The sequence below is a fragment of the Sphingopyxis sp. USTB-05 genome (assembly GCF_023822045.1).
Taxonomy (GTDB): Bacteria; Pseudomonadota; Alphaproteobacteria; order Sphingomonadales; family Sphingomonadaceae; genus Sphingopyxis.
Genome location: NZ_CP084712.1, coordinates 4,346,098 through 4,371,659, shown reverse-complemented (window position 1 = coordinate 4,371,659; position 25,562 = coordinate 4,346,098). Strand labels below are relative to the sequence as shown.

The following is a 25,562-nucleotide window of genomic DNA, read 5'->3' as shown; positions in this document are numbered from 1 at the left end:
AGCGCATTGGTTCGTTCATCCTGCACATCCGGGAGCTCCGATGCTGACGACCCTGCTCACCCTCGCCGCCGCAGCCGCAACCCCCGCGCCCACCGACCTCGCGGCAATCGAGGCGACCTGCTTCGACTATGTCGACGGCCAGCTTGAGGGCGATCCCGAACGCGTCAAACGCGCGCTCCACCCCGACCTCGCCAAGCGCCGCGTGACGGGCGACACCCCCGACGAGCGGCTCGGCCTGCAACGCATGAGCCGCGAGGAACTTGTCGACCTCACCAAACGCGGCGCGCTCAAGACCCCGCGCGGCGAGTGGAACCGCTCGTGCCGGATCCTCGACGTCGCCGGCGACGCCGCCGCGGTGCGCGTCGAAACGCCGTGGTTCGTCGACTATTTCCACATGGGTAAGTTCGGCGAGCGCTGGATGATCGTCAACGCGATGTGGCACATGAAGCCGCGCACGGCCGCGCAGTGAAGGCCCTCTTCGCCCTCGCCGCGGGGCTGCTGCTGACCGCGCAGGCCCCGGCCGCTCCCGATCCGCGCAGGCCCGCCCCGACCTTCGACAGCGTCGCGCCCGACCTGCCCGCACTCTCCCGCCCCGCCGTGCTGATCATCAGCAAGACCAACGGCTATCGCCACGACAGCATTGCAGAGGCGGTGCCCGCGATCGAAGCGCTGGTAAAGGCGCGCGGCTGGAGCAGCTTTGCGACCGAGAATGCTGCGGTGTTCAACCCCGACCAGCTCGCCAAGTTCGACGTTATCGTCTTCGCCAACGCCAGCGGCGACATCTACACCCCCGACCAGCGCGCGGCGTTTCAGGCGTGGATCGCAAAGGGCGGCGGCTTCGTCGGCCTCCACAGCGCGGGCGACGGCAGCCATCCCGACTGGTTCGTGAAGATGCGCGGTAATGGCCGGTTCACTGGCCATCCGGGCGGCGTCGACCAATTCCAGACGGCGAAGCTGGTCGTCACCGACCGCAGCCATCCGGCTACGCGCCACCTGCCCGCGGTCTGGCCGTGGACCGACGAATATTATAGCTGGGACGCCGCGCCCGCCGCCGACGCGCATATCCTCGCCCGCCTCGACGAGACCAAAATGCGCCTCGAACCTGGGCTGCGGATGGGTGACCACGCGCTCATCTGGTGGCGCTGCGAAGGCCGCGCGCGCATCTTCTACTCGGCGCTCGGGCACCAGGCCGAGGCATGGGGCGATCCCGCACATCTCAAAATGGTCGACGGCGCGATCGGCTGGGCAGCGCGCAAGGAAGGCACGGGCTGCGACTGATTCACGATCTGCGCACTGGAATTTGTTCGCTATTTGTTCTAATAGAATGATCGTTCTCACCCCCGCCGATTCGCCATCAGGAGGAACCGATCATGCCGCGCAGGATTTTCGCACGACGCCCCCTCTATCTGATGGTCAAGCCGCCGGCCGAAATCGCAGCGCGCATCGACGCCCTGTCTCGAAACGACCGGCGCCGCGGGGTCGATCTGTTGCATATGACGCTCGCGGCGTTCGGCGATCTGGCCGAAGCCCCTGCCGGCTTTCTCGAACTTGTGATCCGCGGGCTTGACGACTTCGACGCCGGCGCTTTTGCCGTGCGGTTCGACCGGATCGAATGCCGCAAGGCGACGACGCTGCGCAGTTCGGCGCCGCTTTCCGCCGCATGGGAATTCCAGCGGCAGCTTGCCGAATATTTTCACCGGCATGGCTTCAAGGAATTCAACCTGCCGCCCGAGCTTCACGTCACGATCAACTATCGCGGCGATGATCTCGGCGCCGAAGCGATCGATCCGATCGAATGGACCGCGACGGAGATGCTCCTTGTCGAAAGCGTAACCAGCCAGGCACGCCATATCGTGCACGGCCGCTGGCCATTGCCCGGCGGCGAACGCGGATTCTGCCGGGCCGCCTAGCCGGTGACTTCCAGCGGGCCGCCGGCCGTGCGCGACGGGGCACGCTCCCTGCCACCACTGCTTCGCGCTACTTTTTCGCTTTCGCCGGCTTTTCGAGGTTCGCCTCGACCGCCGCGCGGATCAGCGCCTTGAACGCCGCCTCGTCTACCTCGTCGCCCTCGAACAGATCGATCGCGCGCCGCGCGTTGCCGTCGAGGCTCGAATTGAACAGCTGTTTCGGGTCGGCGAGCGCCGCGCCCTTGGCAAAGGTCAGCTTGACCTTGTCCTTATAGGTTTCACCCGTGCAGAGGATGCCCGCATGTTCCCACACCGGCACGCCAGCGGGGTTGGACGGCTTCTGCCATTTGACCGTCTCCTCAACCTCTGCGTCGGCGGCATGAATCAGCGCGCGCAGCTTCGCGAGTGTCGCCCCGCGCCAGTCGCCGAGCCCTGCAATCTTCGCGTCGATCAGATCCGCCGCCATGTCGTCCCCTTACATCTTCTCGCCGGGCAGCGCCGCGGCCTGTTTCACCCAGTCGGCGAACGCCGCCTCATCGACCTTGTCGTCTTCATGGATATGGAAATAGCGCGTGTCGCCGCTTTTCGACGCCACCGGCGGCACGGGGTTCAGCGCCCCGCCGCGAAAGAAGGCGACCTTGATATAGCGGTCGAAGCAATGAATGCTGAGGAACCATTGCGTCGGCTCGCTCGACTGTCCCGGGGGACCATAGAGCGGCGAGTTCCATTTGACGGCCTTCGCGACCCCCGGAACCGTCTTTTCGATCAGCGTGTCGAGCCGCTTCCAGACCGCTGACTTCCACCCCGGCATCGCCGCGATATAGGCCTGGACCGGCGCATCACCATAGCCTTTCGGGATTTGCGGATTGCCGCCCGACAGCAGCACGGGCTTGGGTTCGGCCACGCAGCCCTCAACGTTCGTCGCGATAAAAGGGGCGGTCGCCTGCGATGGTTACCCGCTCCATCCGCCGCACGGCGGGGAAATAGTCCGACGCCGCATAATGCTGGCCCGCGCGATTGTCCCAAAAGGCGATCGAACCCGCGCGCCAGCGAAAACGGCACTGGATTTCGGGCACCGCGGCCTGGGCGTAAAGATGCGCGAGCAGCCACTCGCTCTCCTTTGCCGACACGCCTTCGATATGGCTGGTGAAGGCGGTGTTGACGTACAGCGCCTGCTCACCGGTCTCGGGGTGCGTGCGCACGACGGGATGCAGCTGCGGCGGATATTGTTCGTGCAATTCCTCGATGCTCTTGCCCAGCCTCTTGGCAAAGACGCGCGCGATATCGTGCACCGCGCTCAGCGATCGGCACCAGTCCTGCATCGCGGGCGACAGCCCGCGGAACGCCGCCGCCATATCTGCGAACAGCGTGTCGCCGCCGACTTCGGGCACCTCGATCGCGCGCAGGATCGACCCCAGCGACGGCTCGGCACGCCAGGTAACGTCCGAATGCCATTCATTCTCGCGCCCGCGCGAATCGGGTCCATGCGCGATATGCAGCACTTCGGGATTGGGCTGACCCTTCGGCGTCGCGGGGTGGATTTCGAGCGGCCCGAAACGGCGCGCAAAGGCGATATGCTGCTCGGGCGTGATGAACTGGTCGCGAAAGAAGATCACCTTGTACGCAAGCAAGGCGGCGCGGACTTCAGCGATCGTGGCGTCATCCTGCGCTTGCGCCAGATCGATTCCGGAAATTTCGGCGCCGATCGACGGCGTCAGCGGCGCGACCGTCAGACGTTCGAAAACCCGCTGCGATGCGGTCGATTCGACCGATGCGACAAAGGCCATGGCTTTCCGCTCCTGCTGTTATTTTGGAAGCATGAGAAAGCCATGGCGGCGGCGAGTCAAGCCGCGGTGCGACTAGCCGATTATCTCAGCGGTCGCCGCCCGCTCGATCGCCGCGCGCCAGTGACGCCGCACCGGCAGCAGGAAAATCTCGGACAGCGTGCGCTCGATCTCGTCGGCGGTCAGATAGCGCCGGTCGGTCCGCCCGTCAGCCAGCCGCACCGTCAGCCGGTTGTCGCGCAGGCCATAGCGCGCGTCGGCGGTCGTACGCGCGGCAATGAGCTGATGCCGGAAATGCGAGCCCGGATGCGCCGATGTGTACCAGTTGCCAAGCTCATAATCGATCGCGGGCGGCGATATGTTTTCGATACGGTAGAGCGTCCGCCATTCGCCCTCGATCGAAGCTGCCACCTGCCATTCGCTCCCCTGCCGTATAATATGATAGCGTTCGTGGCGCGTCGGCTGCGGTTCCTCGCTGTCCATCGCAAGTGGCTGCGGCGGCACCGCCGAGCCGAAGCCGACGTCAGCAAGCCAAGGCCGGCCGTCGAGCTTCACCCGCACGACCATATGCGTGCGCGGCGTCGGCGGCGCATCGTCGGGAAGCAGCCAGCGCACACGACCGAGCAACCCCTCTGCGTCGAAGCCGATCGCCTGCAACACACGCAGGAACAGGCCATTCTGCTCGAAACAATAGCCGCCGCGCCGCTGCCCGATCAGCTTGGCGTCGATGGCGTCGGCGCCGATGTCGATCCCGGCGCCGGTCAGCGCGTCGATCGCCTCGAACGGGATCGCCGCGATATGCGCCGCCTGTAACGCGGTCAGCACGTCGAGCGTCGGCGCGACCGGTCCTCTATAGCCGATACGCGCCAGATAGCGCGTCAGGAAGGACGCGGCAGGCGCGTCGACGTTGGTATCGTCGAGGTCGGCAGGGGAGGCAGCGGGATAGTGCAGCATGGACAGGGCTCCGTTCGCGAATCAATTGCCCTCGCCTTATGAAATCTCAAGCCCGGTTGAGGTCAAGCGCCGATCGGCGAAGCGTCCGCGTCCCGCAAAGCGCCATCATCTTGGTAACTTAGCCATTGCGGAGGACCACCGGCTGCGGCAGACCGCCAAGATAACATAAGGTCGCAGACCATATAATGATCCAGGAGCCCCCATGCACATCACCCCTCGTTCCCGCCTCGCCGCCGCGCTTGCGCCGGCCGCCCTGCTTTTTGTCGCCGGCACCGCCAACGCCGCGACCTGCGAAGAAGCCTTTGTCAAAAAGGGCAATCCGATCACCGGGCTGCGCTTTACCGGCGCGGTGACCGTCGCCGACCTGCCGCCCGCGGTCGCGATCGGCCAGATGCGCGGTATCGTCGCCGCAAAGGGCTATGACATCATGGCCGACGAGGCCGAATATGGCTCGATGCTGATCGAACAGCCGATGACCGGCACCGTGCGCGCCTTTCCGATCCAGATCACCGCGACGCAAACCGGCGGGATCGGGACGGTGGTGATGGAGGCCAAGCTGCGCGCTGGCCAGTCGGTCGGCGGCGATGCCGCCAAGGCCGAGATGTGCGGCATCCTCAACCAGATCAAGGGCGGCAAGGCGGGCGCCGCCGCAGCGAAGAAGGGCGCGACCGCGACCACCGTGGCCGCTGCACCGGTGAAGATGAACTCGCTCAGCTTCTCGCAGCAGGTGTCGAAAGATACCGAGCGCAACGCCGCGGGTATCCTCACCCGCTACAAGGGGAAACAGTTCACGATCGACGGCCTCGTCGATTATGTGACGAAGGACGGCAAGGATTTCCGCGTCGGTTACAAAATCCCCCAGCCGTATGAACAAGCGATCCGCCTGCCGAACCAGGCACCGTTCAAGACCGACATCGTATGTTATATGGCGCCGGGCCAAGCGGCCTATTCGCTCCAGCTCAAGCCGAACAAGAGCATCAAACTGACCGGCACTGTCGAAGATTTCGACGAATATAAGCATGTGATCTGGTTGAAGGACTGCCGTCCCGCCCAATGAGGGGAGGCACAGCGATCGGAGGAGGCGCCATGCGAGGAACGATAGCGATTGCGCTGGTTTTCGGCATGGCGGCTCCCGCGATCGCTGACGACCCGCCTTCAGGTGACGTGGCGAGCCTCCGCGCCTTTGCCGACGCGTTCGACGTGGCGCAGATCGCGGAGGATCGTGGAGCGCTGGATCGCATGGTCGCTGACGATCTCGTCTTCATCGACGGCAGCGGCAAGCGCTATGACAAGGCCTTTTTCATCGACGGCTGGACCGGGACCGACGACGATTACGACCCGGTGACGTTGACCGACCGCGTCATCCAGCCGCTCGGCAAGGACGCCGGCATTGCGAGCGCCGAGACGGTCTTGTCGGGACGTTCGGCCGGCAAGCCCTTCCGCGTCCGCATCCGCTTCACCGACATCTTTCGCCGTCACGGCGATAGCTGGCAGGCCTCCTATATCCACGTCACCCGCATGGCGCTGGAAGACAAATAGCCGAAGGATTCGACTCTCGCCTGGAACGAGAACATAATAGGAACATTGATCCGATTCGGAGGATGGATGATGAACGCGATGTTCCGTTATTTTCTGGGGTTTCAGGTTGCCGCGGACCGCGCCGGCTGGCTCGCGCGCCAGTTGCCGCCTGTTTCGGGCGACCTGTTCGCGGGCTTGAAGCCGCAGAACTATCATCTCACGCTGTGCACGATCGACGAGACGTCGGCCCAGCACCCCTTTCTGCGTCAGCGGGTCGCCAATGCGTTCGAAGCGGGCCTGCCCGCTGCCAGCCCCATTCCCTTCGGCCGTATCGTCAGCAAGGACGCAGGGGCCGAACTCGTCACGGCCGGCAGCATTGCCGGAATTCGTCAGCTATACGAAACGCTCGTCGCCTTGCTCGCACCGCATGGGATCGAGCCATTGTATCGCCAATCGGGGCTCCGCCCGCACATCACGCTCGGCTATGGCCGACATCCGTTCGATCCGGTTCCGCTCGCGTGGAACTGGACGCCCCGCGACCTCGTCCTCATCGAAAGCCACGTCGGCCACAGCCGGCACCGCGTCCTGCAACGCTGGCAACTGCCCGCGCCCGCACAGGGCGCCTTTGCCTTCATGGAAGACGAACTGCCCCCAGCGCTACGTTACGCCGCCTAGCCTTCAAGGCTGTGCTCAAGCGTGATCTCGCAATCGAGCAGTTTCGACACCGGGCAATTCTTCTCGGCTTCCTCGGCGATCTTGGCGAATTCATCAGCGCTGATCCCCGGCACCTTGCCGGTCAGCGTCAGCGCCGATTTGGTGATCGTGAAACCGCCGTCCTGCTGCTCCAGCGTCACCGCCGCACTCGTCTCGAGCGTATCGCCATTATAGCCCGCGCGCGCGAGCCCGAACGACAGCGCCATCGTGAAGCAGGCCGCATGCGCCGCGGCGATCAGTTCCTCGGGGTTCGTCCCCGGCTGCCCCTCGAAGCGCGTCCCGAAACCATAGGGCTGCTTGTCGAGCACTCCCGATTTGGTCGTAATCGATCCCTTGCCTTCCTTGCCGAAACCTTCGTAGCGGGCGGATGCGCGATTGACGGTCATGCTCTTATCTCCTCTGTGGGGTGAGTCTCGTATCTGTTTCTACATCAAGGGGCCGACAAGGGCATACCGACAAAGGTATGGCCGCACCCATCCTTCGGTCAGACAAGGGCGCGCCGCATGCCAACCCGCTTCCACGCCTTTTCATGGAAGAAGAATGCGACAGCATTGATACATGGTTCAATGATCGCGATCCCGCCCGCCAGCGCGACCGACCCCGTCATCACATAGGCGACGCTGAACCCGATGGTCAGGTGGATCGAGAGGTAAGTAAAGGTCTTGATCAGATCGAGGGGCATGGCGCATCTCCAACGGAACGAGGCACCAACTTAAGAATGATTCGCAAAAAGCGCTAGATGCGGCTTTAGGTCAGTCTGATCGATTTTGTCGCTCGACGCCTGCACGGTCGAGCTCTGAGTTCAGCCGTCCGGTCAGCCACAGTCCCCACATCCTGAAATCGGCGGCGAGGCTCCACAGCGGATAGGTGAAGGTCGCCGGCCGGTTCTTCTCGACCCCGAAATGCGCGACCCACGCAAAGAAATAGCCCGCGAGCGGCAAGGCGATCAGCCACCCCCAGCGGCCCGCCACGACCGCAGCAATCGCGATCAGCACGACAAGGCTCGTCCCCACATAATGCAGCGCGCGCGTCGACGCCTTGCTGTGCTCGCGCAGATAGAAAGGCCAGAATTCGGCAAAGGTCGTATATTGGCGCGCCATCGCCCGATGCTGCCTCCAGCCAGGGCAGAGGTCAACTACAGGCTACGCGCCGCCTCGTCGATCAGCGCCGCGACCTCGACAGGCCGCGAGGCGAGCGAGGCATGCCCGGCCTCGAGCGTGATGATCTTGCGCGCGCCGAGCCGGCCCGACATCGCCGTCTGGTTAGCCGGGTCGATCATCCTGTCCTCGCTCGAAATCTGATACCAGCTTGGCTTCGCGCGCCACGCCGGATCGCTCACCGCCTCGCCGAAGGTCGAAGCAAGCGGCGCCTTTTGCGTCACCGCCATCACCAGCGCCTCGTCGGCGCTCACATCCTGACAGAAGCTTTCGTGGAACTTCTCGGGTTTGATCCAGAGATAGCCGTCGGCGTCGGGTGCAAGGTTCGCGGCGCCCGCGGGCGGGTGCTGCTGCGTCAGCGCGCCCGGGCTCTCGCCCGCATCGGGGGCAAAGGCGGCGATATAGACTAGCCCCGCGACATTCGGCGCGCTCCCCGCTTCGGTGATTACCGCGCCGCCATAGCTATGCCCGACGAGCAGCACCGGCCCATCGACCTGCGCAGCGATCTGCCGCGTTCGCGCCGCGTCGCCCGCAAGCGAAGTCAGCGGCAGCTCGACCGCGCGCATGCCCCTGTGCCCCAGTCTGTCGAGCTCGACGATCGCCTTTGCCCAGTGCGCCGCACCGCCCCAGAAACCGTGAACGAGGATGATCGTAGGAAGCGCCGCCATGGTCCCGACTCCTGTAGAATTTCGCGAGACCCGAAGCTAACATGCCCGGCAATCACCTGACAGCGAAGAAAGCTGGCGGGATTTCGGGGGAGGAATTTTCATGAAAAAATCGACGCGTGCGCTACTCGGGCTGGTCCTGCTCGATCTTATCGTCGTCGCCGGCGCCTGGTGGATGATCGACCGGACGCAAAGCGGCGCGTGGAACTCGAACGATCCGGCGGGCTCTATCACGATGGTGACGACAACCGCCGGCATGCTGGTCGGCGTAATCTCGGTCGTGCTGCTGCTCGCCTTCGTCACGCACCGCCGCGCCGGGAACTGATCGGCGGGCCTTTCGGGCCGCCCGCACGCTCACTCCTTGCTGTTGACGATCACGTCCCAATGCTCCTCGACCAGCGCGAAGCGCTTGGCCTCTTCGGCCTTGAACTTAGCGAGGTCGGGGAACAGGCGCGCACCGACAGCTTCTGCTGCGGCATCATATCCGGTGCCATCGCCGACCGCGTCCTCGGCGCCGCGATAGGTGATCGTCACGCGCAGGTCCCATCGCGTTCCGCCCGCCATATGGGTGAAAGGGGTGGTCGTCTCGATCCGGGTGATAAAACCCAGCCGCTTCATCTCGTCGAGGATCGGCTGGTGGTTCTTTGCATAGAGCGCGCGGAACTCATCCATGCCGCCCCAGCGGATGCGATAATAATATTCGATCGTCACAGGGGTCGCCCTTGGGACAGCCGACGCCGCGGCGGTGGCGGACGGCGGCGCTTCGGGCGCGCTTGCGATCAACAGCAAAGGCAGAATGGAAAGCATCGTCGGCCACACCCTTCGCGTCGAAGTCTATGCGCGATGCACCGGGGGTTCAAGGTGCCGGAATCAAGACAGCCCTCCCGCCTGGGTCGCAGGGGCGGGAGGGCTGTGTTCCGGACCGGCGTGGTGGGCCGGGCCGGAGACGAAAATCTGTCGATCAGCGTGCCGCGGCTTCGCGGACCTTCTGCACCGCGGGGAGCAACAGGCCGATCAGGATCTGCACCGGGTTGGATGTCACCGTCATGCTGCCCTGTGCGGGCTGCGCCGACTGCGCCATTGCCGGGGTCGCCGACAGCGCGATGGAGAGCGCAAGCACAGGGGCGAAAAACATCTTCTTGGTCATCGTCTCTTCCTTTTCTCATCCGTCGATCTGAATTTGGTTCGGGTCGGTCCCGATGCCCCGCTTATGCCGCGCAGCCGGACGGGCGGCCGTGATCGCCATCACTCGGCCGGAGAAATTTCATATACCGCTGAAAAGAAACGAGAGAATCTACGCTTGGCGCTTAACCCGGACCAATGCGCTATCGAGCGCCTGCAGAAATTGCGAACGGTCGGCCTTCGAAAAGGGCGGCGGACCACCCATCCCCTCACCCATTCCCGAACGCAGGTCGGCCATGATCGCGCGCGTCGCGATCGCGGGGCCGATCGACGCGAGGGTGAAGGGCTTTCCGTTCGGACCGAGCACGGTTGCCCCTGCCTTCAGCGCGCGGTCGGCAAGCAGTATGTCGGCAGTGACGACGATGCTGTGCGCATCGGCGGCTTCCGCTATCCAGTCGTCGGCTGCATCGAAGCCATCGGACACGACAACGCGCTCGATCAGCGGGTGCTCGGGAACACGCAGCCGGCTGTTGCTCACGACCTTCACCGCCACCTCATGCCGCCAGGCGACGCGGTAGATTTCATCCTTCACCGGGCAGGCGTCGGCATCGACAAGAATCTGGATGGCGTTGGTCATGGGAAAAGATTCAGCCGACCTCAACGCCCTTCCAGAAGGCGATGCGATCCTTGATCGCGGCCGCCGCTTCCTTCGGATCGGGATAATACCAGGCGGCGTCCCGGTTCACCTGCCCGCCCACAGTGACATGATGATAATGCGCCAGCCCCTTCCAGGGACAAACGCTCGTCGTCGCGCTGTCGGACAATAGTGCGGCATCGACCGCATCCAACGGGAAATAATGATTGCCTTCAACGACAACCGTATCGTCGCTGTCGGCGATCACCGCACCGTTCCACCGTGCCTGCACCATCTCGACCCCGCTTCCGCCGCGCGCGGCTATTTCTTCATATTATCGAGCCCTGCGACGACGCCCACCTTGGTCGATGGATTGCTCGCATTGGGCTTCTTGGGCTTTTCCGCCTTGGGCTTGCGGGCTTCGCGGCTCGATTTCTTCTGGCTCTTGGCCATGGTCAATACCTTGAAATGTGGCGGACGCCTATGCCCGCCTCGGCCAGTCTACGCCCTTTGCCTGCCCGCGTCGCCTCTTATCCCGCCAGCCCGTCCCAGACCAGCTTCGCGCCGAGCGGGACCATCAGCAGATAGATGATGACATAGAAACGCGCGCCGTCGATCCGCTTCAACCAACGCACAGTGAGCAACGTCGAGACGATCGCGAGCGGCATCAGCAGCAGCGCTGCGACAAGAACCTCATGCGGGAAGGCGCCGAGCGCGATATAGGCGGGCACCTTCATCCAGTTGATCGCGGCAAACAGGATCGAACTCGTGCCCACGAAGACAAGGTGCGGCAGGCGGCGCGGCGTTACCCACATCTGGAACGGTGGGCCGCCCGCGTGCGCAATCTGGCTGGTGAAACCCGTCGCGACCCCGAACAGGCTGCCGACCCAGCCCGGGGAGGTCGATGCGGCAACGACGCGCCCACCGCGCTCGACCCACAGCCGATAGAGGCCGAACGCCAGCGTGATCGCGCCCAGAGCCGCCATCAGCTTCGCTTCGTCGACGCGTTCGGCATAGGCATAGCCCGCCGCGATACCCACGGCGGCGCCAGGCAGCATCCACGCGATAACCCAGCCGTCCCACGTCTTGCGGAACGACCAGACGCTGACGACGTCCTGCACGATCAATATCGGCAGCAGCAGCGCAGCGGCGATCGTCGGCGGCAGCACCAGCGCGACCAGCGGCGTCGCGAGCGCCCCGACGCCCGACAGTCCGCCCTTGGCCAGCCCGAGCAGGATCACCGCAATGGCAAGCACCAGCAGCGTCAGCGGATCGGAAAGCAGGCTCATGTTTTGGCGACGTCCGGAGTTTCGGGTAACCGCCAGTCGATCGCGCCGCGACCCTGCGCTTCGAGGAAGGCATTAGCCTGGCTGAACGGCCGCGACCCGAAAAAACCGTTGTACGCCGACAAAGGCGAGGGATGCGGCGCGCGCAGGATCAGGTGCGGGCTGCCCGCTCCCAGCCCCGCGACATTAGCCGCCTTCTTCTGCGCATGGCTGCCCCACAGGATGAAGACCTTGGGCGCCGGATCGGCCGCAACGGTGGCGACGACCGCGTCGGTGAACTTCTCCCACCCCTTGCCCTGATGCGATGCGGCCATCCCGCTCTCGACCGTCAGGCAATTGTTGAGCAGCAGCACGCCCTGCTGCGCCCAATGGTCAAGATAACCATGCGCTGCAGGCTCAATCCCCAGGTCGCTGCGCATTTCCTTATAGATGTTGACGAGGCTCGGCGGCGTCCGCACGCCGGGCTGGACCGAAAAGCAAAGGCCATGCGCCTGCCCCGGGCCGTGATAGGGATCCTGCCCAAGAATGACGACGCGCACATCCTGCGGCGGCGTTGCGTCGAGCGCTGCGAACCAGTCGCGCGGGCGCGGAAAGATTGCCTTCCCCTTCGCGCGCTCGTCAGCCAGGAATTGCTTCAGCGCCGCCATATAGGGCTGCTCGAACTCGCCGCCGATGCGTGCAAGCCAGTCGGGATGCAGTTTAACCTCAGACATGCCCGCGCTTCACCAGAGGAGCGCGGCCTTGTCCAGTACCGTTGCCCGCAAACGGCCGGCCTCGACGAATTGCGAACCTCTTCATCATCGCCACCCCGGACTTGATCCGGGATCCCGCTTGAAGTCGAAGCCAGTGAATGCATCAAAAAGCGGGATCCCGGGTCAAGCCCGGGATGACGGAAGCGGGCGATGGAACGTCCGCTCACCCCCCTAAGCTGCCTCGGGATCGCAAACCGGTGCGGCGGCCTAATAGGGACTTTTCGGCGCCGTTCCCGGCCGTGTGAACAGCTTGCCACGTTCGGCCCAAAAGACGAGAGCAAGGCCGACCACCGCGCTGATCAGAAAGGCATAAGCGAGCGGCAGCGTCGTGCCGTCATATTGCTGCCCGATCGCCGCGCCCACCGTCGCCGCAAGCAAGGTCTTGGCAAAGCTCTGATACGACGACGCAACGCCCGCCATATGCCCGAAATCCTCCATTGCGATGGATCCGAAGTTGCTGCCGATAAATCCGACGAGGCCGACGTTGACCATCATCAGCGCGGTGAACATCCACAGCGTCTCGACACCGCTCAGCGCCGCGACGATCTGCAGGATCGAGGTCGCCATGAAGGCGAAAACTGCCGACTGCGACACACGCCGCGCACCAAACCGTTCGACGATCGCCGCATTGGAGAAGTTGGCGATCGCGATGCCCACCGCGACGCACGCAAAGATCAGCGGGAACATCGCCTGCGCCCCGAACACCTCGGCGATGATCTGTTCGCTGCTGTTGAGATAGCCGTAGAGCGCGCCCTGCATCATCCCCGACGCGATCATATAGCCCGCGGCGCGGCGGTGCCGCGTCACTGTCGCCCAGCCCGCAATCATCGTGCGCAGGTCGAGCGGACGCACATCGGCGGGAGCGAGCGTTTCCGGCAGCCGGCGCAGCCAGAACAGCATGACGATCGACATCACCGCGAGCACGATGAAGATCGCGCGCCAGCCCGCGACTGCGGCGATCCCGGCGCCGATCGTCGGCGCGATGATCGGCACGATCATGAAGACAAGGAAGATCAGCGATAGGCGCTTTGCCATCGCATCGCCGGCAAAAAGGTCGCGGATCACCGCGACGACGATGACGCCGAGCGCTGCGCTGATCAGCCCGTGGATGAAGCGCAGCACGAGCAGCATCGCAAAGCTCGTCGCGAGGCCGCAGCCGATCGCGAGCGCGAGATAGGCGAAAAGCGCCGGAACGAGCACGCCCTTGCGCCCGAAGCGGTCCGACAGAGGGCCGTAAAGCAGCGAGCCAAAGCCGATGCCGAGCAAATAGATCGAGATGACATGCTGGCGATCGTTCGCGACAGTAACGCCCAGCGCTTCGCCGATCGCGGGAAGCGCAGGCAGCATCGAATCGATGGCGAGCGCATTGAGCGCCATGACCATCGCCATCATGACCACCATTTCACGGTCGCCCGGCAGGCTCCGTTGGGGGGATTGGGCCGGCTTGTGCATGGCAGCAGCCTATGCGCCCCCGCCGCCGCTTTGGATAGTCCCGAATAGCCCGCGAACCCAAAGGGCATTGCTATGCAAAGAAAAAGGGCCGCCCTTTAAGGACGGCCCTTCGCATTTCCTGGCTTGTGGTTCAGCCCTGGCGGGTGCCGGTCATCGCCATCGAACCAAAGGCGCCGGCCTTGATCGTGCCGGTCAGCGCGTCACCGTCGATCGTCGCTTCGCATTCGAGCGTCATCGGCATCGGCACCTTCATGTTCATGGTCCAGGTCAGCTTGTTGCCGTCGACCTTGCCATTTTCGACATCGAGCGAACCCATCGCGCCGGCATTCTGGCCGGTGAAGCCGTCGCCGCTGCTGTTGACGGTGAAAACCGACTTCTGGTCGCCCATCGGCGACTTGGTGACGCAATCATAGCTGCCATCGACTTGGGACATTGGGGCTCTCCTTACTGAAACTGATGTTAGTTATCGAGGGACACCGTTTCCACCGGCAAACCCAATCCGTCAAGCTGCGGTTTCACGACCGCGGCATCGCCCACGACGACATAGACAAGATCGTCGGTGCTCAGCGCTTTGCGCGCCGCCGCATCGATCGCGGGCGCAGTCATCGCCTCATAGGTTGCGGGCAACGTCTCGTAATAATTGTCGGGGCGAGCGAACTTCACGATCTGCCGCAGGCCGCCCAGTACGTCGCCCGACGTTTCGAAGCTGCCGGGCAGCTCGCGAACGTTGCCGTTGATCGTGCGTTCGAGCTCTTCCTTCGTCACGCCCTTGTCGCCGAGGAAGCTTTTCAGGTCGCTTTGCAATTCTTTGATCGAATCGCCGGTGCGATCGGCCTGCACCGGCGCTGCGGCGACCCAGGTCAACCGGTCCTGTTCGCCCGAAATGCGGCTGCGCACGCCATAGGACCAGCCTTTGGTTTCGCGCAAATTCGTGTTGAAGCGCGACAGGAAATTGCCGCCGAAAATATCGTTCGCCGATCGCAACACTTCGAGCTCGTCACCACCCTTGGCGGCAAGCACTTTGCCCGCAAGGATCACCGACTGCGGCGATTTCGGCCGGTCGAACAGCAGGATGCGCGGCTTCGGCGTCGGAATCGCAACCTCGAAATGCTTCACCGGCTTGGCCGTCGCGGGTGCCTGCCACTGGCCCAGCGTCGCATCGAGCTGCTTCTTCACTTCGGCCAGCGTCGTGTCGCCGACGACAAAGATACGCGCATTGTCAGGACGGATCCACGCCGAGTGGAAGGCCGCAAGCTGGTCCTGCGTCGCCGCCGCCACCGATTTCGCATTGCCCAGGCCCGACGGCGGGATGCCATAGGGATGGTCGGCGCCGTACAGCACCGGCGTCAATATGCGCGAGGCGATCGCACTCGGATTGTTGAGTTCGGCCTTGAGCCGGTTGAGCTGCTGCGCACGCACGCGCTCCAGTTCCTTGCCGTCGAATGCCGGGTTGCGGATATAGTCGGCAAGCAGGCTCAGCGAGGCGCCGAGATTGGGTTTCAACGCGAACAGGCTGAACACCGTTTCATCGGCATTGGCAGTCGCATCAATCTGTGCGCCCAGTCGCTCCTTCGCTTCGGCGAAGGCGATCGAATCGAGGCTCTTCGTGCCCTCGTCCATCAGGCTGAGCATCAGCGATTGGGTACCCAGCGCGCTATGCGGGTCAGCGGCATAGCCAGCGTCGAAGCTGACCGCGACATTGACCGTCGGCACCGTCGTGCGGCGCGCGAAGACGACTTCGACCCCGTTCTTGAGTTTCGCGCGTTCGATCGCCGGGAAGTCGAGAGCCTTGAGATCGGCGACAGCAGGCAGTTGCGAGCGATCGGCAAACGACGCGGCTCCGCTCGTATCGGGGCCGACATCGCCGAGCGCCTCGTTCCAATAGCGGTCGGGCTGGACGGGTGCGGTCACCTTGCCAGCCGTCACCGCGCCGCCGCGATTTTCGCCGCCCTCGGTGCGTTCGCCGGGCGTATAGGTCAGCGAGAACGCCGGGCGCGACATCCATTTCTGTGCGACCGCCTTCACCTGCTCGGGCGTTGCCTTTGCCATCCGGTCGAGCTCGACCTTGTAATAAGCGGGATTGTTGGAATAGAGCGCGCCCTCGGCCAGCGTCACTGCCTTGCCGCCGAAGCCGCCGACCGATTCCAGCCCGGCGATCGTCCCCGCTAGATAGCTGGCGGCGGTGCGCTGCAGTTCGTCGGCCGTCGGCCCGCTGGCAAGGAAGCTCGCGATTTCGTCATCGAGGCGTTTGCCGACGACCGCCGGATCGACGCCCGGTTTGACATCGGCCTGCACGATCAGGAATCCGGCGTCTTCGAACGGCTGGGCCCCCGCCGACACGCTGACCGCGATCGGATCCTTGCGCACCATCGCATTGTCGAGCCGCGACGACGACAGCCCGCCGAGCACGGTCGCTGCCATCTGCAGCGGCACCGCTTCGGCGTCGTTGAGACCGGGGATCGTCCACATGCGATAGATTCGCGTTGTGGGGACCAGATCCTTCACTTCTTTCGCCAGCGGCGCGGGCAGCGACGGGACCGACGTTGCCGGGGCCTTCACTTCGGGGCCGCGGGGGATGTCGCCGAACCATTCCTGGACCTTGGCCTTTGCTGTGGCGACATCGACGTCGCCCGCGAGCACCAGCACCGCGTTATTCGGGCCGTAATTGTCGCTGAACCACTTTTTCACATCATCGAGGCTCGCCGAATTCAGATCGCCCATCGAACCGATCGTGCTGTGGTGATAGGGATGGCCGGTCGGGAAGAGATTTTCGAAAATCTCGTAACGCAGCAGGCCATAGGGGTTATTGTCGCCCTGGCGCTTTTCGTTCTGGACGACCCCGCGCTGGTTATCGAGCTTTTCCTGCGTCACCGCGCCGAGCAGATGGCCCATGCGGTCGCTTTCGAGGAACAGCGCGCGGTCGAGCGCGCCCGTCGGCACCGTTTCGAAATAGTTGGTGCGGTCGACGTTCGTCGTCCCGTTGCTATCCGTCGCACCGACCTGTTGCAGCGGCTCGAAGAAATCGCCGGGCGCATTTTCCGAGCCGTTGAACATCAGATGTTCGAACAGATGCGCAAAACCCGTCTTGCCCTTCGGTTCATGCTTCGACCCGACGCGATACCACACCGATACCGCGACGACCGGCGCCTTGCGATCCTCGTGCACGATCACGCGCAGGCCGTTGTCGAGCGTAAAGGCCTGGTAGGGAATATCGACCGCCTTCACGAGATCAGCGATCGGTGCCGGGTTCGCGGCCTTCGCCTTGGCCAGCGCCGGCCCCGCGGCAACGAGCGAAGTGGAGACCGCCAGAGCGAGGGCAAAACGATGGAAACGGGGCATGAGAATCCTCTTGTACGGGCGCAGGCCTGATGCCCGCGTGCGACCGGGTGCCGGACGGCACTGTATCAATGGTTTAGGACAGCGGTTCGCGGCTTTCAAGGCCGATAGAATCGGGCCCCGCTCGCCTTCAGCGCCGCCGGATCGAACAGCACCGGCTTCAGCTTGTGCGCCACGAACAGCGGTGCCTGATCATTGTAATGCGGACTATCAGGGCGCGTCGTCGCCGACCCGAATGGCTGGATCGATTCCGACTGGACCTTGCCATCCTTGTCCCAGGTCACGAACATGATGAAGCTGTCGCCATGGCGCACCTTCAACCGCCCGTCGGGTTCGGCATCCCACAACGTCGACGCCCGCACCGTGTCGTTGCCGCCATCGAGCGGCAGGTCGACACGGTTCGCCCCCTCGCCGTGCCGCAGCCGCAATACGGTCCCGAGCTTGGGATCGAGCCCGTCGAAATGATCCTGCAGATGCGCGACGGCCTCTTTCAGCACTGTCCGCGGATCGGGTGCCGCACGGCGCTGGTAATGGCTGCCGTTGGCGGGGCGCAGCACCATCAGCGCCAGCGCATCGCCCTTCCCCCGGCCATCGAGATTCCAGTCCCATTCGCTGAGCAGTTTCTGCGCCTGCGCCAACGCAGGATCGCCCTTTGTATCGAGCGCAAGCAGCCGGGCCATCCACGCCTTTGCATAGCCCGTCTTTGAATAGGCGGTGTCATATTTGATCGTCTTCAGCCGCGCCGCGTCGATCTGCCCCGATGCCTCGAACAGTTCGATCAGCCGCGTCGCGCGATTGGTCATATCATCCTCGATGCCGAGCAGCGGTGAAAAAGCTGCGGCATCAAGTTCGTCGCCAGGGCCCGCCGCGACCCAAGGCGTGTTATTCGCGTTCATCACATAGCCCGAGCGCGGATTGACCAGCGCGGGCACACGGTCGAACGGCAGCGTCTTCGTCCACAAATCCGCCGACGTGTCGCCGGGCAGCACGCCGCGCCAGTTGAATCCGGCGGGCCGGTCGGGGAACATCGCATTATAGAAAAGCCCGATATTGCCCTTCGCATCGGCGTAGATGAAATTGGTCGCGGGCACACCCTGCCCGGCCATCGCCGCGCGCCATTCGGCGAAATTCTTCGCCTTGTTCAGGCGGTAATATTGGGTGACCATATTTGCCTGGTCGATCCCTGCATAGCGGATCGCAAAAGCGCCCTTTTCATTTTTTACCACCGGCCCGTGGACGGAGCGATATATGGTCCGCGGCACGGGCAGCACGAAGGGGCCGACCTTGACCTTCAACCAGATGCGCTTTTCCTCGAGCGGGCGCCACTGGCCGTCGAAGCGGTAATTCTTGCCGCTGTCGTCGAGAGCAAGCTTGTACACGTCGATCAAATCGGGCCGGTTCACGGTGTTGGTCCAACCGAGATATTTATTGTGCCCGAGGAAGGGATAGGGCGAGCCGGGGAAGTTCGCGCCCGCAAAATCCCAGCCCTCTTCCGAATGGACGACAAGTTCGTACCAGGCGACGCCGCCCGTCCACGGCTGGTGCGAGTTCGACACGAGCCGCGTTGCGCCGTCGGTCGAGCGCGCGGGCGCCACCGCCATGCCATTCGATCCATTGTCGGCCGGATCGCGGCCGACCGGGGTCAATTCACGCGGAACGAGCTTGCCCGTCGCGTCGAGCGCCGGGCCGCCCTCACGCGCCAGAGCCTTGTCCTCGACGAGCGAGCCAAGCACCGAATCGAGCCCGAAGAAGAAGGGCGAACGCAGCACGAAGCCCGCAACGACATCCTCGCCGGTCACCGGGAACAACCCCGACAGGCGCACCTCACCCGGATGCTTGTCGGCATAATGGTTGAGCCCTGCGGCATAAGCGGTGAACAATGCCCGCACATCGGCGGGAAGGCGGGGCCAGTCGCGCGCGGTGGTTGCCCGCACGCCCAGCAGCGCCTCCGCATAGTCGATCTTCGCGCCATCCTCGCCCAGCATCGCGCCGGCACGGCCGCGCGTCATCGCCAGCACTTCCTGCAAGGTCGAGAAATCGTCCTCGGCATGGGCATAGGCGACGCCATAGGCCACATCGGCGTCGGTCTTGCCGAAGATATGCGGCACGCCGAATTTATCGCGCGCGATACGGACGTCGCTGGGCTTGAAGGCAGGCGCTGCGGGCGCCTCGGCAGTCAGCGGTTCCCAGAAAGCGAGCGATACGGCGGCAACCGCCAGCAGCAACAGGAACCCCAGAAAAATCCGTCGCAGCATTGTTGGTCCTCTTACGGTTTGGCCCGCAGGGCTATGTGACCGCCATGTCGTCCGATGGCAAGCGACTGTCGTTCGTCGAGCCGGATTTGCGGGCGCGCGCTCCCCCGCTATGCAGGGTGCAGGTCATTGAACAACGGGGAATATCGAACCATGCGCATGAAACATCTGCTCCTTTCCGCTTGCCTGTCGCTCACCATCGCGCCGGCCGCGATGGCACAGGACATCGCCGGATCGGGCGTCGTTCCCGCAACTGTCGGCAACAGTGCCGAGCGCGCGATCGGCTTTGCCGCGAATGCGCCCGCAGGCGCTGCCCTCGTTGTCGTGATGACCGACGCAACCTTGCCGCCGCTCGACGGCGTATCGCTGAACGCCGCCGAACGGCAGGCAATCACCACGGCGATCGCCGCAGCCAGCTTCGACGGCAAGCCGGGATCGACCCTGTCGCTTCGCGGCATCGGCGCGCATCCCCGCATCCTGCTGGTCGGCGCAGGGCCCACGCCCTCGTCGCTTGCGCTCGCCGAGGCCGGCGGCAAGGCGGCGCAGGAACTCAAGAGCGAAGCGCAGCCGGTGGCGATCGCGGGCGCCTTTGGCGACGCCTCCGCCGCCGATGTCGCTTATGGCTTCACGCTCGGCCAATATCGGTTCGACCGCTATCAGACAGTCGGCAAAAAGGTCCCGGCAACCGGCGCCGTAACCTTCGTCGGCGCCAATCCGTCGGGCGCCGAAGCCGCCTTCACCAATCGCTGGAAACCGCTCGCCGACGGCGTGCGCCTGTCGCGCGACCTCGCGAACGAACCGGCGAACGTCATCTATCCCGAGACGTTCGTCGCCGAGGCGCGCAAGGCATTTGCGGGCGTCGCGGGCGTCAGCATCGAAGTGCTGGACGAAGCGGCGATGCGCAAGCTCGGCATGGGCACGCTCGTCGGCGTCGGTCAGGGCAGCCCGCGCGGGTCGCGGCTGCTGCTGGTCCGCTATCGCGGCGCGAACGCGCCCGACGCACCGACAGCCTTCGTCGGCAAGGGCATTACTTTCGATTCGGGCGGCCTGTCCCTCAAACCCGGCGCCGGGATGGGCAATATGAAGGGCGATATGTCGGGCGCCGCGTCGGCAATCGGCGCGGTCGTGTCGCTCGCCAAATCGCGCGCGCCGGTACATGTCGTCGGTGTCGCGGCGCTTGCCGAGAATATGCCCGACGGGAATGCGCAGCGTCCGGGCGACGTCACCCGCACCATGTCGGGCAAGACGATCGAAATGGTCAACGCCGACGCCGAGGGGCGCCTGGTCCTCGCCGACGCCAATGAATATGTCGCAAAGACCTACAAACCCAAGGCGATCGTGAATATCGCGACGCTGACCGGTGCGGTCGTCGGCGCGCTCGACAACAGCTATGCGGGTCTCTTCGCACGCGACGAAGCACTCGCGGCGCGGCTTACCGCCGCAGGCACGGCAAGCGGCGAAGAATTATGGCGCCTGCCGCTCCATAAGGATTATGCCGAGCGGATGAAGTCCGACATCGCCGACATCCGCAACTCCGCGACGGGCCAAGGTCCCGGCGCCAGCTTGGGCGCACATTTCATCGGCTTCTTCGTCGACGAGGCGACCCCGTGGGCGCATCTCGATATCGCCGGGGTCAACCGCTCGGAGAAGGCGACCTCGCTCGTCCCCAAGGGCATGACGGGCTTCGGCGTACGCCTGCTCGACCGGTTCGCGCGGTCGAGCGAGTAAAAAATTCTCGCAGAGGCGCGGAGCGCGCGGAGAAAAAGAGATCGGCGGCTACGCCGCCCACTATTTCTTCTCTGCGTCCTTTGCGCCTCTGCGAGAAATTTCCGCTCCGCGTCTCCGCGTCTCCGCGTGAACCTTTTCTGTCCCAGCATCTTTAGCCACCTCAACAACCCTTGTGTTGCCAAATGGCAACACTATCTTGCTGGGCAAGAAAGGGGCTTTCTGAATGAACCTCGAAAAATTTACCGACCGCGCCAAGGGCTTTTTGCAAGCGGCGCAGACGATCGCGATCCGCATGAACCATCAGCGGATTTCGCCCGAGCATATCGCCAAGGCGCTGCTCGAAGACAATGAAGGCATGGCCGCGGGCCTGATCGCCAAGAGCGGCGGCGACGCCGCGCGCGCGGTTGCCGGCATCGACGCGCTGCTCGCCAAGGTTCCCGCCGTGTCGGGTTCGGGCGCGCAGCAGACGCCGGGCCTGGACAATGACGCCGTGCGCCTGCTCGATCAGGCCGAACAGGTCGCGTCGAAGGCGGGCGACGGCTATATTACCGTCGAACGGCTGCTGCTCGCGATGGTAGTTTCGGCGGGCACCCCGGTCGGCAAAGCCTTTGCCGATGCCGGCGTGAAGGCCGATGCGCTGAATACCGCGATCAACGATCTGCGCGGCGGCCGCACCGCCGACACGGCCTCGGCCGAAGACCGCTATGAAGCGCTCAAGAAATTTGCCCGCGACCTCACCGAAGTCGCCCGCGAAGGCAAGCTCGATCCGGTCATCGGCCGCGACGAGGAAATCCGCCGCACGATCCAGATCCTTGCGCGCCGGACCAAGAATAATCCGGTGCTGATCGGCGAGCCCGGCGTCGGCAAGACCGCGATCGCCGAGGGCCTAGCCCTGCGCATAACCAATGGCGACGTCCCCGACAGCCTGAAGGACCGCCGCCTGCTGTCGCTCGACATGGGCGCGCTGATCGCGGGCGCCAAATATCGCGGCGAGTTCGAGGAGCGGCTGAAGGGCGTGCTCGACGATGTGAAGGCCGCCGAGGGCGAGATCATCCTGTTCATCGACGAGATGCACACGCTCGTCGGCGCGGGCAAGGGCGAGGGCGCGATGGATGCCTCGAACCTGTTGAAGCCCGCGCTCGCGCGCGGCGAACTCCACTGTATCGGCGCGACCACGCTCGACGAATATCGCAAGCATGTCGAAAAAGACCCCGCGCTTCAGCGGCGCTTCCAGCCGGTGTTCGTCGGCGAGCCGACGGTCGAGGATTCGATCTCGATCCTGCGCGGGCTCAAGGAGAAATATGAGCTGCACCATGGCGTGCGGATCACCGACGGCGCGATCGTTGCCGCCGCGACGCTGTCGAACCGCTATATCTCCGATCGCTTCCTGCCCGACAAGGCGATCGACCTGATGGACGAGGCGGCGAGCCGCATCCGTATGGAAGTGGAATCGAAGCCCGAGGAAATCGAAACGCTCGACCGCCGCATCATCCAGATGAAGATCGAGGAATCGGCGCTCGGCAAGGAAAGCGACGCCGCGTCGAAGGACCGGCTGGCGAGTTTGCAGGCCGAGCTTGCAAACCTTGAGCAGCAGTCGGCGGGGCTCACCCAGAAATGGCAGGCCGAAAAGGACAAGATCCACGCCGAGGCGAAGATCAAGGAAGAGCTCGACGCCGCGCGTTCGGCGCTCGATCAGGCGCAGCGCGCCGGCGATCTCGCGAAGGCGGGCGAGCTATCTTATGGCACCATCCCCGGCCTCGAAAAACGGCTGGAGGAAGCGCAGGCGGCCGCGGGCAATGCGATGCTGCGCGAGGAAGTGACCGCCGACGATATCGCCGCGGTCGTGAGCAAATGGACCGGCATCCCCGTCGACCGCATGATGGAAGGCGAGCGCGAGAAGTTGCTCGGCATGGAGAGCACGCTCGAGCAGCGCGTCATCGGCCAGGACGAAGCCGTCCGCGCCGTCTCGACCGCGGTCCGCCGCGCCCGCGCGGGGCTTCAGGACCCGAACCGCCCACTCGGCAGCTTCCTCTTCCTCGGCCCCACGGGCGTCGGCAAGACCGAACTCACCAAGGCGCTCGCGCGCTTCCTGTTCGACGACGACAATGCGATGGTCCGCATCGACATGTCCGAATTCATGGAAAAGCACAGCGTCGCGCGCCTCGTCGGCGCGCCTCCGGGCTATGTCGGTTATGAGGAGGGCGGTACGCTCACCGAGGCGGTGCGCCGCCGCCCCTATCAGGTCGTGCTGTTCGACGAGGTCGAAAAGGCCCACGCCGACGTGTTCAACATCCTGTTGCAGGTGCTCGACGACGGGCGCCTTACCGACGGGCAGGGACGCACGGTCGACTTCACCAACACGCTGATCATCCTGACCTCGAACCTTGGCAGCCAGGCGATCGCCGCGCTTCCCGACGACGCCCCGGTCGAACAGGCCGAGCCTGCGGTCATGGAAGTCGTTCGCGCGCATTTCCGGCCCGAGTTCCTGAACAGGCTCGACGAGATCGTACTCTTCAATCGCCTCGCGCAGCAGCATATGGGCGGCATCGTCGACATCCAGGTCGCGCGTGTCCAAAAGCTGCTCGCCGACCGCAAGGTGACGCTCGACCTGACCGACGCCGCGCGCGCCTGGCTTGGGCGTGTCGGTTATGATCCGGTCTATGGCGCGCGGCCGCTGAAACGCGCGGTGCAGAAATATCTGCAGGATCCGCTTGCCGATCTGATCCTGAAAGGCGAAGTGAAGGACGGATCGACGATCAAGGTCGACGAAGGCGACGGCGCGCTGAAACTCGCGCCAGCATAGGAGCGGTTTGCGTGAACGATGAGTGGGCGCGGCTTGATGCCGCCGCAGGGCGAAGCATTGCAACGGGGCGCCATGCGGAGGCTGCCGCGCTGCTCCGGCAGACGACCGTGCTCCGGCCCGATCATGCCGATGGCTGGTTCAATCTCGGCTATGTGCTGCGCCAGATGCGCGCCTATCCCGAGGCGCTCGAGGCTTATGCCGAAGCGCTGCGCCGCAATGTTTCAAGGCCCGAGGCGGTACACGTCAACCGCGCCGCGATTTTGTCCGAATATATGGAGCGGACGGCCGAGGCCGAAACCGAACTTCGCACCGCGCTCGATCGGAACCCCAAATTTCTGCCGGCGTGGCTCAACCTTGGCGGCCTGATGGAAGATATCGGTAAGGCCGATGCCGCCGCCGACGCGTACCGCGCGGCGCTGCGCATCGCGCCGGGGAACGGCCATGCGCGCGGCAGGCTCGCAGCAATCCGCGTCCACAAGGGCGAGGTCGAACCCGCGATCCGCGATCTGGAGGAGAGATTGCAAGGCGGCGCCGACAGTCCAAACGATGCCGCCGAGCTTCTCTTTGCGCTCGGCAACGCGCTCGATACGGTCGGCCGTTACGACCGTGCATTCGCGGTGGTCGCCGAGGCGAACCGGATCAATGAATCGATCCGTCCGGCCCCGCGCCGGTACAATCGCGCCGCGCAGGAAATGCTGGTCGACCAGCTCATCGCCGCCTTTCCCGATCGCCCGAACGCCGCCACGGACGCCGACGGCGGCGCCGACGGAGGCGAGCGGATGATCTTCATCTGCGGCATGTTCCGGTCGGGCTCGACCGTGATCGAACAATTGCTCGGCCGCCATCCGCTTGTCCGGATCGGGGGCGAACTCGACCTCATCCCGTCGATGGTCCACGAGCGGTTGATGCCCTATCCGGAAGCGATCGGCGACCTGACCGCCGCCGGGCTGGACGAACTGCGCGGCCAATATCTGCAGACGATCCGCACCAACTTCCCCGATGCCGCCTATGTCACCGATAAGCGGCCCGACAATTTCCTGCATATCGGCCTGATCAAGACGCTGTTCCCGGCGGCACACATCGTTCACACGCGGCGCGAGACGCTCGACAATATCCTGTCGATCTTCTTCCTGAACTTTGCCGAAACGATCAATTACAGCGACCGGCTCGACGATGCGCTCCACTATGTCGGTCAATATCGCCGGCTGATGGCGCATTGGGAGCAGATTTTTGGGGCCGACATCATCACGGTCGAATATGACAGGCTCGTCCACGCACCCGATGCGGTGATCGCCGATGCGTTTCGCGACCTGGGCCTGCCCCCGATCGATCCGGCGGCTGCGGATACGGGAGCAGCTCCCGTCATTCGCACCCCGAGCAACTGGAAAGCACGCTCGGCGATCCACAGCCAGTCGTCGGGACGCTGGAAAAATTACGCCACCGAACTCGCATCCATCCGGGAAGCGCTGGCGGCCATGGATGGCGGATGAAGGTCCGG

Annotated in this window: 29 protein-coding genes; 10 read left to right on the top strand and 19 right to left on the bottom strand. The window is 64.4% G+C overall.

The features are described from left to right. Positions 1-40 precede the first annotated feature (40 nt). From KEC45_RS20285 to KEC45_RS20275, 3 genes are all read left to right on the top strand, one after another. Positions 41-469: a nuclear transport factor 2 family protein gene (locus KEC45_RS20285; protein WP_062185888.1), complete on the top strand. Its 429-nt coding sequence runs from the start codon at positions 41-43 to the stop codon at positions 467-469. Next, complete coding sequence (locus tag KEC45_RS20280; protein ID WP_193749225.1) at positions 436-1,278, top strand: ThuA domain-containing protein; 843 nt, start codon at positions 436-438, stop codon at positions 1,276-1,278. The genes KEC45_RS20285 and KEC45_RS20280 overlap by 34 nt, the downstream gene beginning before the upstream one ends. A 92-nt stretch (positions 1,279-1,370) precedes the next feature. Beyond that, complete coding sequence (locus tag KEC45_RS20275) at positions 1,371-1,910, top strand: 2'-5' RNA ligase family protein (protein ID WP_083435997.1); 540 nt, start codon at positions 1,371-1,373, stop codon at positions 1,908-1,910. Between the two features lie 67 nt (positions 1,911-1,977). Here KEC45_RS20275 and KEC45_RS20270 read toward each other — a convergent pair whose 3' ends face one another. The 4 genes from KEC45_RS20270 to KEC45_RS20255 form a co-directional block, all read right to left on the bottom strand. Further along, positions 1,978-2,373 carry a DUF1801 domain-containing protein gene (locus tag KEC45_RS20270; protein ID WP_062185894.1) on the bottom strand — a complete coding sequence of 132 codons (396 nt, stop codon included), beginning with the start codon at positions 2,371-2,373 and terminating at the stop codon, positions 1,978-1,980. Between the two features lie 9 nt (positions 2,374-2,382). Next, positions 2,383-2,811 (bottom strand): DUF1801 domain-containing protein, encoded by a 429-nt coding sequence (locus KEC45_RS20265; protein WP_062185896.1) that lies wholly within the window; start codon positions 2,809-2,811, stop codon positions 2,383-2,385. Positions 2,812-2,818: 7 nt separating this feature from the next. After that, on the bottom strand, positions 2,819-3,694 hold the full coding sequence (locus KEC45_RS20260) for a TauD/TfdA family dioxygenase (protein ID WP_062185898.1): 876 nt from the start codon (positions 3,692-3,694) through the stop codon (positions 2,819-2,821). 72 nt (positions 3,695-3,766) lie between these two features. Beyond that, a complete protein-coding gene (locus tag KEC45_RS20255; RefSeq protein ID WP_083435998.1) occupies positions 3,767-4,645 on the bottom strand; it encodes an arylamine N-acetyltransferase in 879 nt (292 codons plus the stop codon). Positions 4,646-4,847: 202 nt separating this feature from the next. Between KEC45_RS20255 and KEC45_RS20250 the strand changes: the two genes are divergently transcribed. From KEC45_RS20250 to KEC45_RS20240, 3 genes are all read left to right on the top strand, one after another. Then, complete coding sequence (locus KEC45_RS20250; protein ID WP_062185900.1) at positions 4,848-5,702, top strand: hypothetical protein; 855 nt, start codon at positions 4,848-4,850, stop codon at positions 5,700-5,702. A gap of 29 nt (positions 5,703-5,731) precedes the next feature. Continuing rightward, positions 5,732-6,184 carry a nuclear transport factor 2 family protein gene (locus KEC45_RS20245; protein WP_252171264.1) on the top strand — a complete coding sequence of 151 codons (453 nt, stop codon included), beginning with the start codon at positions 5,732-5,734 and terminating at the stop codon, positions 6,182-6,184. A 69-nt stretch (positions 6,185-6,253) separates the two neighbouring features. Beyond that, positions 6,254-6,838 carry a 2'-5' RNA ligase family protein gene (locus tag KEC45_RS20240; protein WP_152682496.1) on the top strand — a complete coding sequence of 195 codons (585 nt, stop codon included), beginning with the start codon at positions 6,254-6,256 and terminating at the stop codon, positions 6,836-6,838. Here KEC45_RS20240 and KEC45_RS20235 read toward each other — a convergent pair. The 4 genes from KEC45_RS20235 to KEC45_RS20220 all read right to left on the bottom strand — a co-directional run bounded on the left by KEC45_RS20235 (position 6,835) and on the right by KEC45_RS20220 (position 8,702). After that, a complete protein-coding gene (locus KEC45_RS20235; protein WP_062185906.1) occupies positions 6,835-7,263 on the bottom strand; it encodes an OsmC family protein in 429 nt (142 codons plus the stop codon). The genes KEC45_RS20240 and KEC45_RS20235 overlap by 4 nt on opposite strands. 98 nt (positions 7,264-7,361) lie before the next feature. Then, positions 7,362-7,559: a DUF2061 domain-containing protein gene (locus KEC45_RS20230; protein ID WP_062185907.1), complete on the bottom strand. Its 198-nt coding sequence runs from the start codon at positions 7,557-7,559 to the stop codon at positions 7,362-7,364. Between the two features lie 70 nt (positions 7,560-7,629). Next, a complete protein-coding gene (locus KEC45_RS20225; protein ID WP_062185909.1) occupies positions 7,630-7,977 on the bottom strand; it encodes a DUF962 domain-containing protein in 348 nt (115 codons plus the stop codon). A gap of 35 nt (positions 7,978-8,012) precedes the next feature. Next, the gene (locus KEC45_RS20220; protein ID WP_062185911.1) at positions 8,013-8,702 is read right to left on the bottom strand and encodes an alpha/beta hydrolase; all 690 of its coding nucleotides are present in this window, start codon (positions 8,700-8,702) and stop codon (positions 8,013-8,015) included. 100 nt (positions 8,703-8,802) lie between these two features. Here KEC45_RS20220 and KEC45_RS20215 point away from each other — a divergent pair, with 100 nt between their 5' ends. Then, positions 8,803-9,024 carry a hypothetical protein gene (locus KEC45_RS20215; protein ID WP_062185913.1) on the top strand — a complete coding sequence of 74 codons (222 nt, stop codon included), beginning with the start codon at positions 8,803-8,805 and terminating at the stop codon, positions 9,022-9,024. Positions 9,025-9,053: 29 nt separating this feature from the next. Here the strand turns inward: KEC45_RS20215 and KEC45_RS20210 are convergent, their stop codons facing one another. The 11 genes from KEC45_RS20210 to KEC45_RS20165 form a co-directional block, all read right to left on the bottom strand. Continuing rightward, positions 9,054-9,506 carry a hypothetical protein gene (locus KEC45_RS20210; RefSeq protein ID WP_062185915.1) on the bottom strand — a complete coding sequence of 151 codons (453 nt, stop codon included), beginning with the start codon at positions 9,504-9,506 and terminating at the stop codon, positions 9,054-9,056. A 154-nt stretch (positions 9,507-9,660) separates the two neighbouring features. Further along, positions 9,661-9,846 (bottom strand): hypothetical protein, encoded by a 186-nt coding sequence (locus KEC45_RS20205; protein ID WP_062185917.1) that lies wholly within the window; start codon positions 9,844-9,846, stop codon positions 9,661-9,663. A 147-nt stretch (positions 9,847-9,993) separates the two neighbouring features. Beyond that, on the bottom strand, positions 9,994-10,458 hold the full coding sequence (locus KEC45_RS20200) for a YaiI/YqxD family protein (RefSeq protein WP_062185919.1): 465 nt from the start codon (positions 10,456-10,458) through the stop codon (positions 9,994-9,996). Between the two features lie 10 nt (positions 10,459-10,468). Continuing rightward, positions 10,469-10,750 carry a DUF427 domain-containing protein gene (locus KEC45_RS20195; RefSeq protein ID WP_062185921.1) on the bottom strand — a complete coding sequence of 94 codons (282 nt, stop codon included), beginning with the start codon at positions 10,748-10,750 and terminating at the stop codon, positions 10,469-10,471. Between the two features lie 26 nt (positions 10,751-10,776). After that, a complete protein-coding gene (locus KEC45_RS21900) occupies positions 10,777-10,908 on the bottom strand; it encodes a hypothetical protein (RefSeq protein WP_274520282.1) in 132 nt (43 codons plus the stop codon). Positions 10,909-10,985: 77 nt separating this feature from the next. Then, on the bottom strand, positions 10,986-11,744 hold the full coding sequence (locus KEC45_RS20190; RefSeq protein ID WP_252171263.1) for a sulfite exporter TauE/SafE family protein: 759 nt from the start codon (positions 11,742-11,744) through the stop codon (positions 10,986-10,988). Then, a complete protein-coding gene (gene ung / locus KEC45_RS20185; protein WP_062185925.1) occupies positions 11,741-12,454 on the bottom strand; it encodes a uracil-DNA glycosylase in 714 nt (237 codons plus the stop codon). The genes KEC45_RS20190 and ung overlap by 4 nt, the downstream gene beginning before the upstream one ends. A gap of 246 nt (positions 12,455-12,700) precedes the next feature. Next, positions 12,701-13,894: a multidrug effflux MFS transporter gene (locus tag KEC45_RS20180; RefSeq protein WP_238586780.1), complete on the bottom strand. Its 1,194-nt coding sequence runs from the start codon at positions 13,892-13,894 to the stop codon at positions 12,701-12,703. Between the two features lie 181 nt (positions 13,895-14,075). Next, positions 14,076-14,378 (bottom strand): hypothetical protein, encoded by a 303-nt coding sequence (locus tag KEC45_RS20175; protein ID WP_062185929.1) that lies wholly within the window; start codon positions 14,376-14,378, stop codon positions 14,076-14,078. A 26-nt stretch (positions 14,379-14,404) separates the two neighbouring features. Next, the gene (locus KEC45_RS20170; protein WP_062185931.1) at positions 14,405-17,284 is read right to left on the bottom strand and encodes a pitrilysin family protein; all 2,880 of its coding nucleotides are present in this window, start codon (positions 17,282-17,284) and stop codon (positions 14,405-14,407) included. 95 nt (positions 17,285-17,379) lie between these two features. Beyond that, positions 17,380-19,536 carry an acylase gene (locus KEC45_RS20165; protein WP_193749227.1) on the bottom strand — a complete coding sequence of 719 codons (2,157 nt, stop codon included), beginning with the start codon at positions 19,534-19,536 and terminating at the stop codon, positions 17,380-17,382. Positions 19,537-19,692: 156 nt separating this feature from the next. On the opposite strand from KEC45_RS20165, the gene KEC45_RS20160 reads away from it, so the two are divergent. The 3 genes from KEC45_RS20160 (at position 19,693) to KEC45_RS20150 (ending at position 25,554) form a co-directional block, all read left to right on the top strand. After that, positions 19,693-21,261 (top strand): leucyl aminopeptidase, encoded by a 1,569-nt coding sequence (locus KEC45_RS20160; RefSeq protein ID WP_062186995.1) that lies wholly within the window; start codon positions 19,693-19,695, stop codon positions 21,259-21,261. Positions 21,262-21,484: 223 nt separating this feature from the next. After that, positions 21,485-24,064 carry an ATP-dependent chaperone ClpB gene (gene clpB, locus KEC45_RS20155; RefSeq protein ID WP_252171262.1) on the top strand — a complete coding sequence of 860 codons (2,580 nt, stop codon included), beginning with the start codon at positions 21,485-21,487 and terminating at the stop codon, positions 24,062-24,064. Between the two features lie 11 nt (positions 24,065-24,075). Beyond that, the gene (locus tag KEC45_RS20150) at positions 24,076-25,554 is read left to right on the top strand and encodes a sulfotransferase (RefSeq protein WP_062185936.1); all 1,479 of its coding nucleotides are present in this window, start codon (positions 24,076-24,078) and stop codon (positions 25,552-25,554) included. The last annotated feature ends 8 nt before the right edge of the window (positions 25,555-25,562 follow it).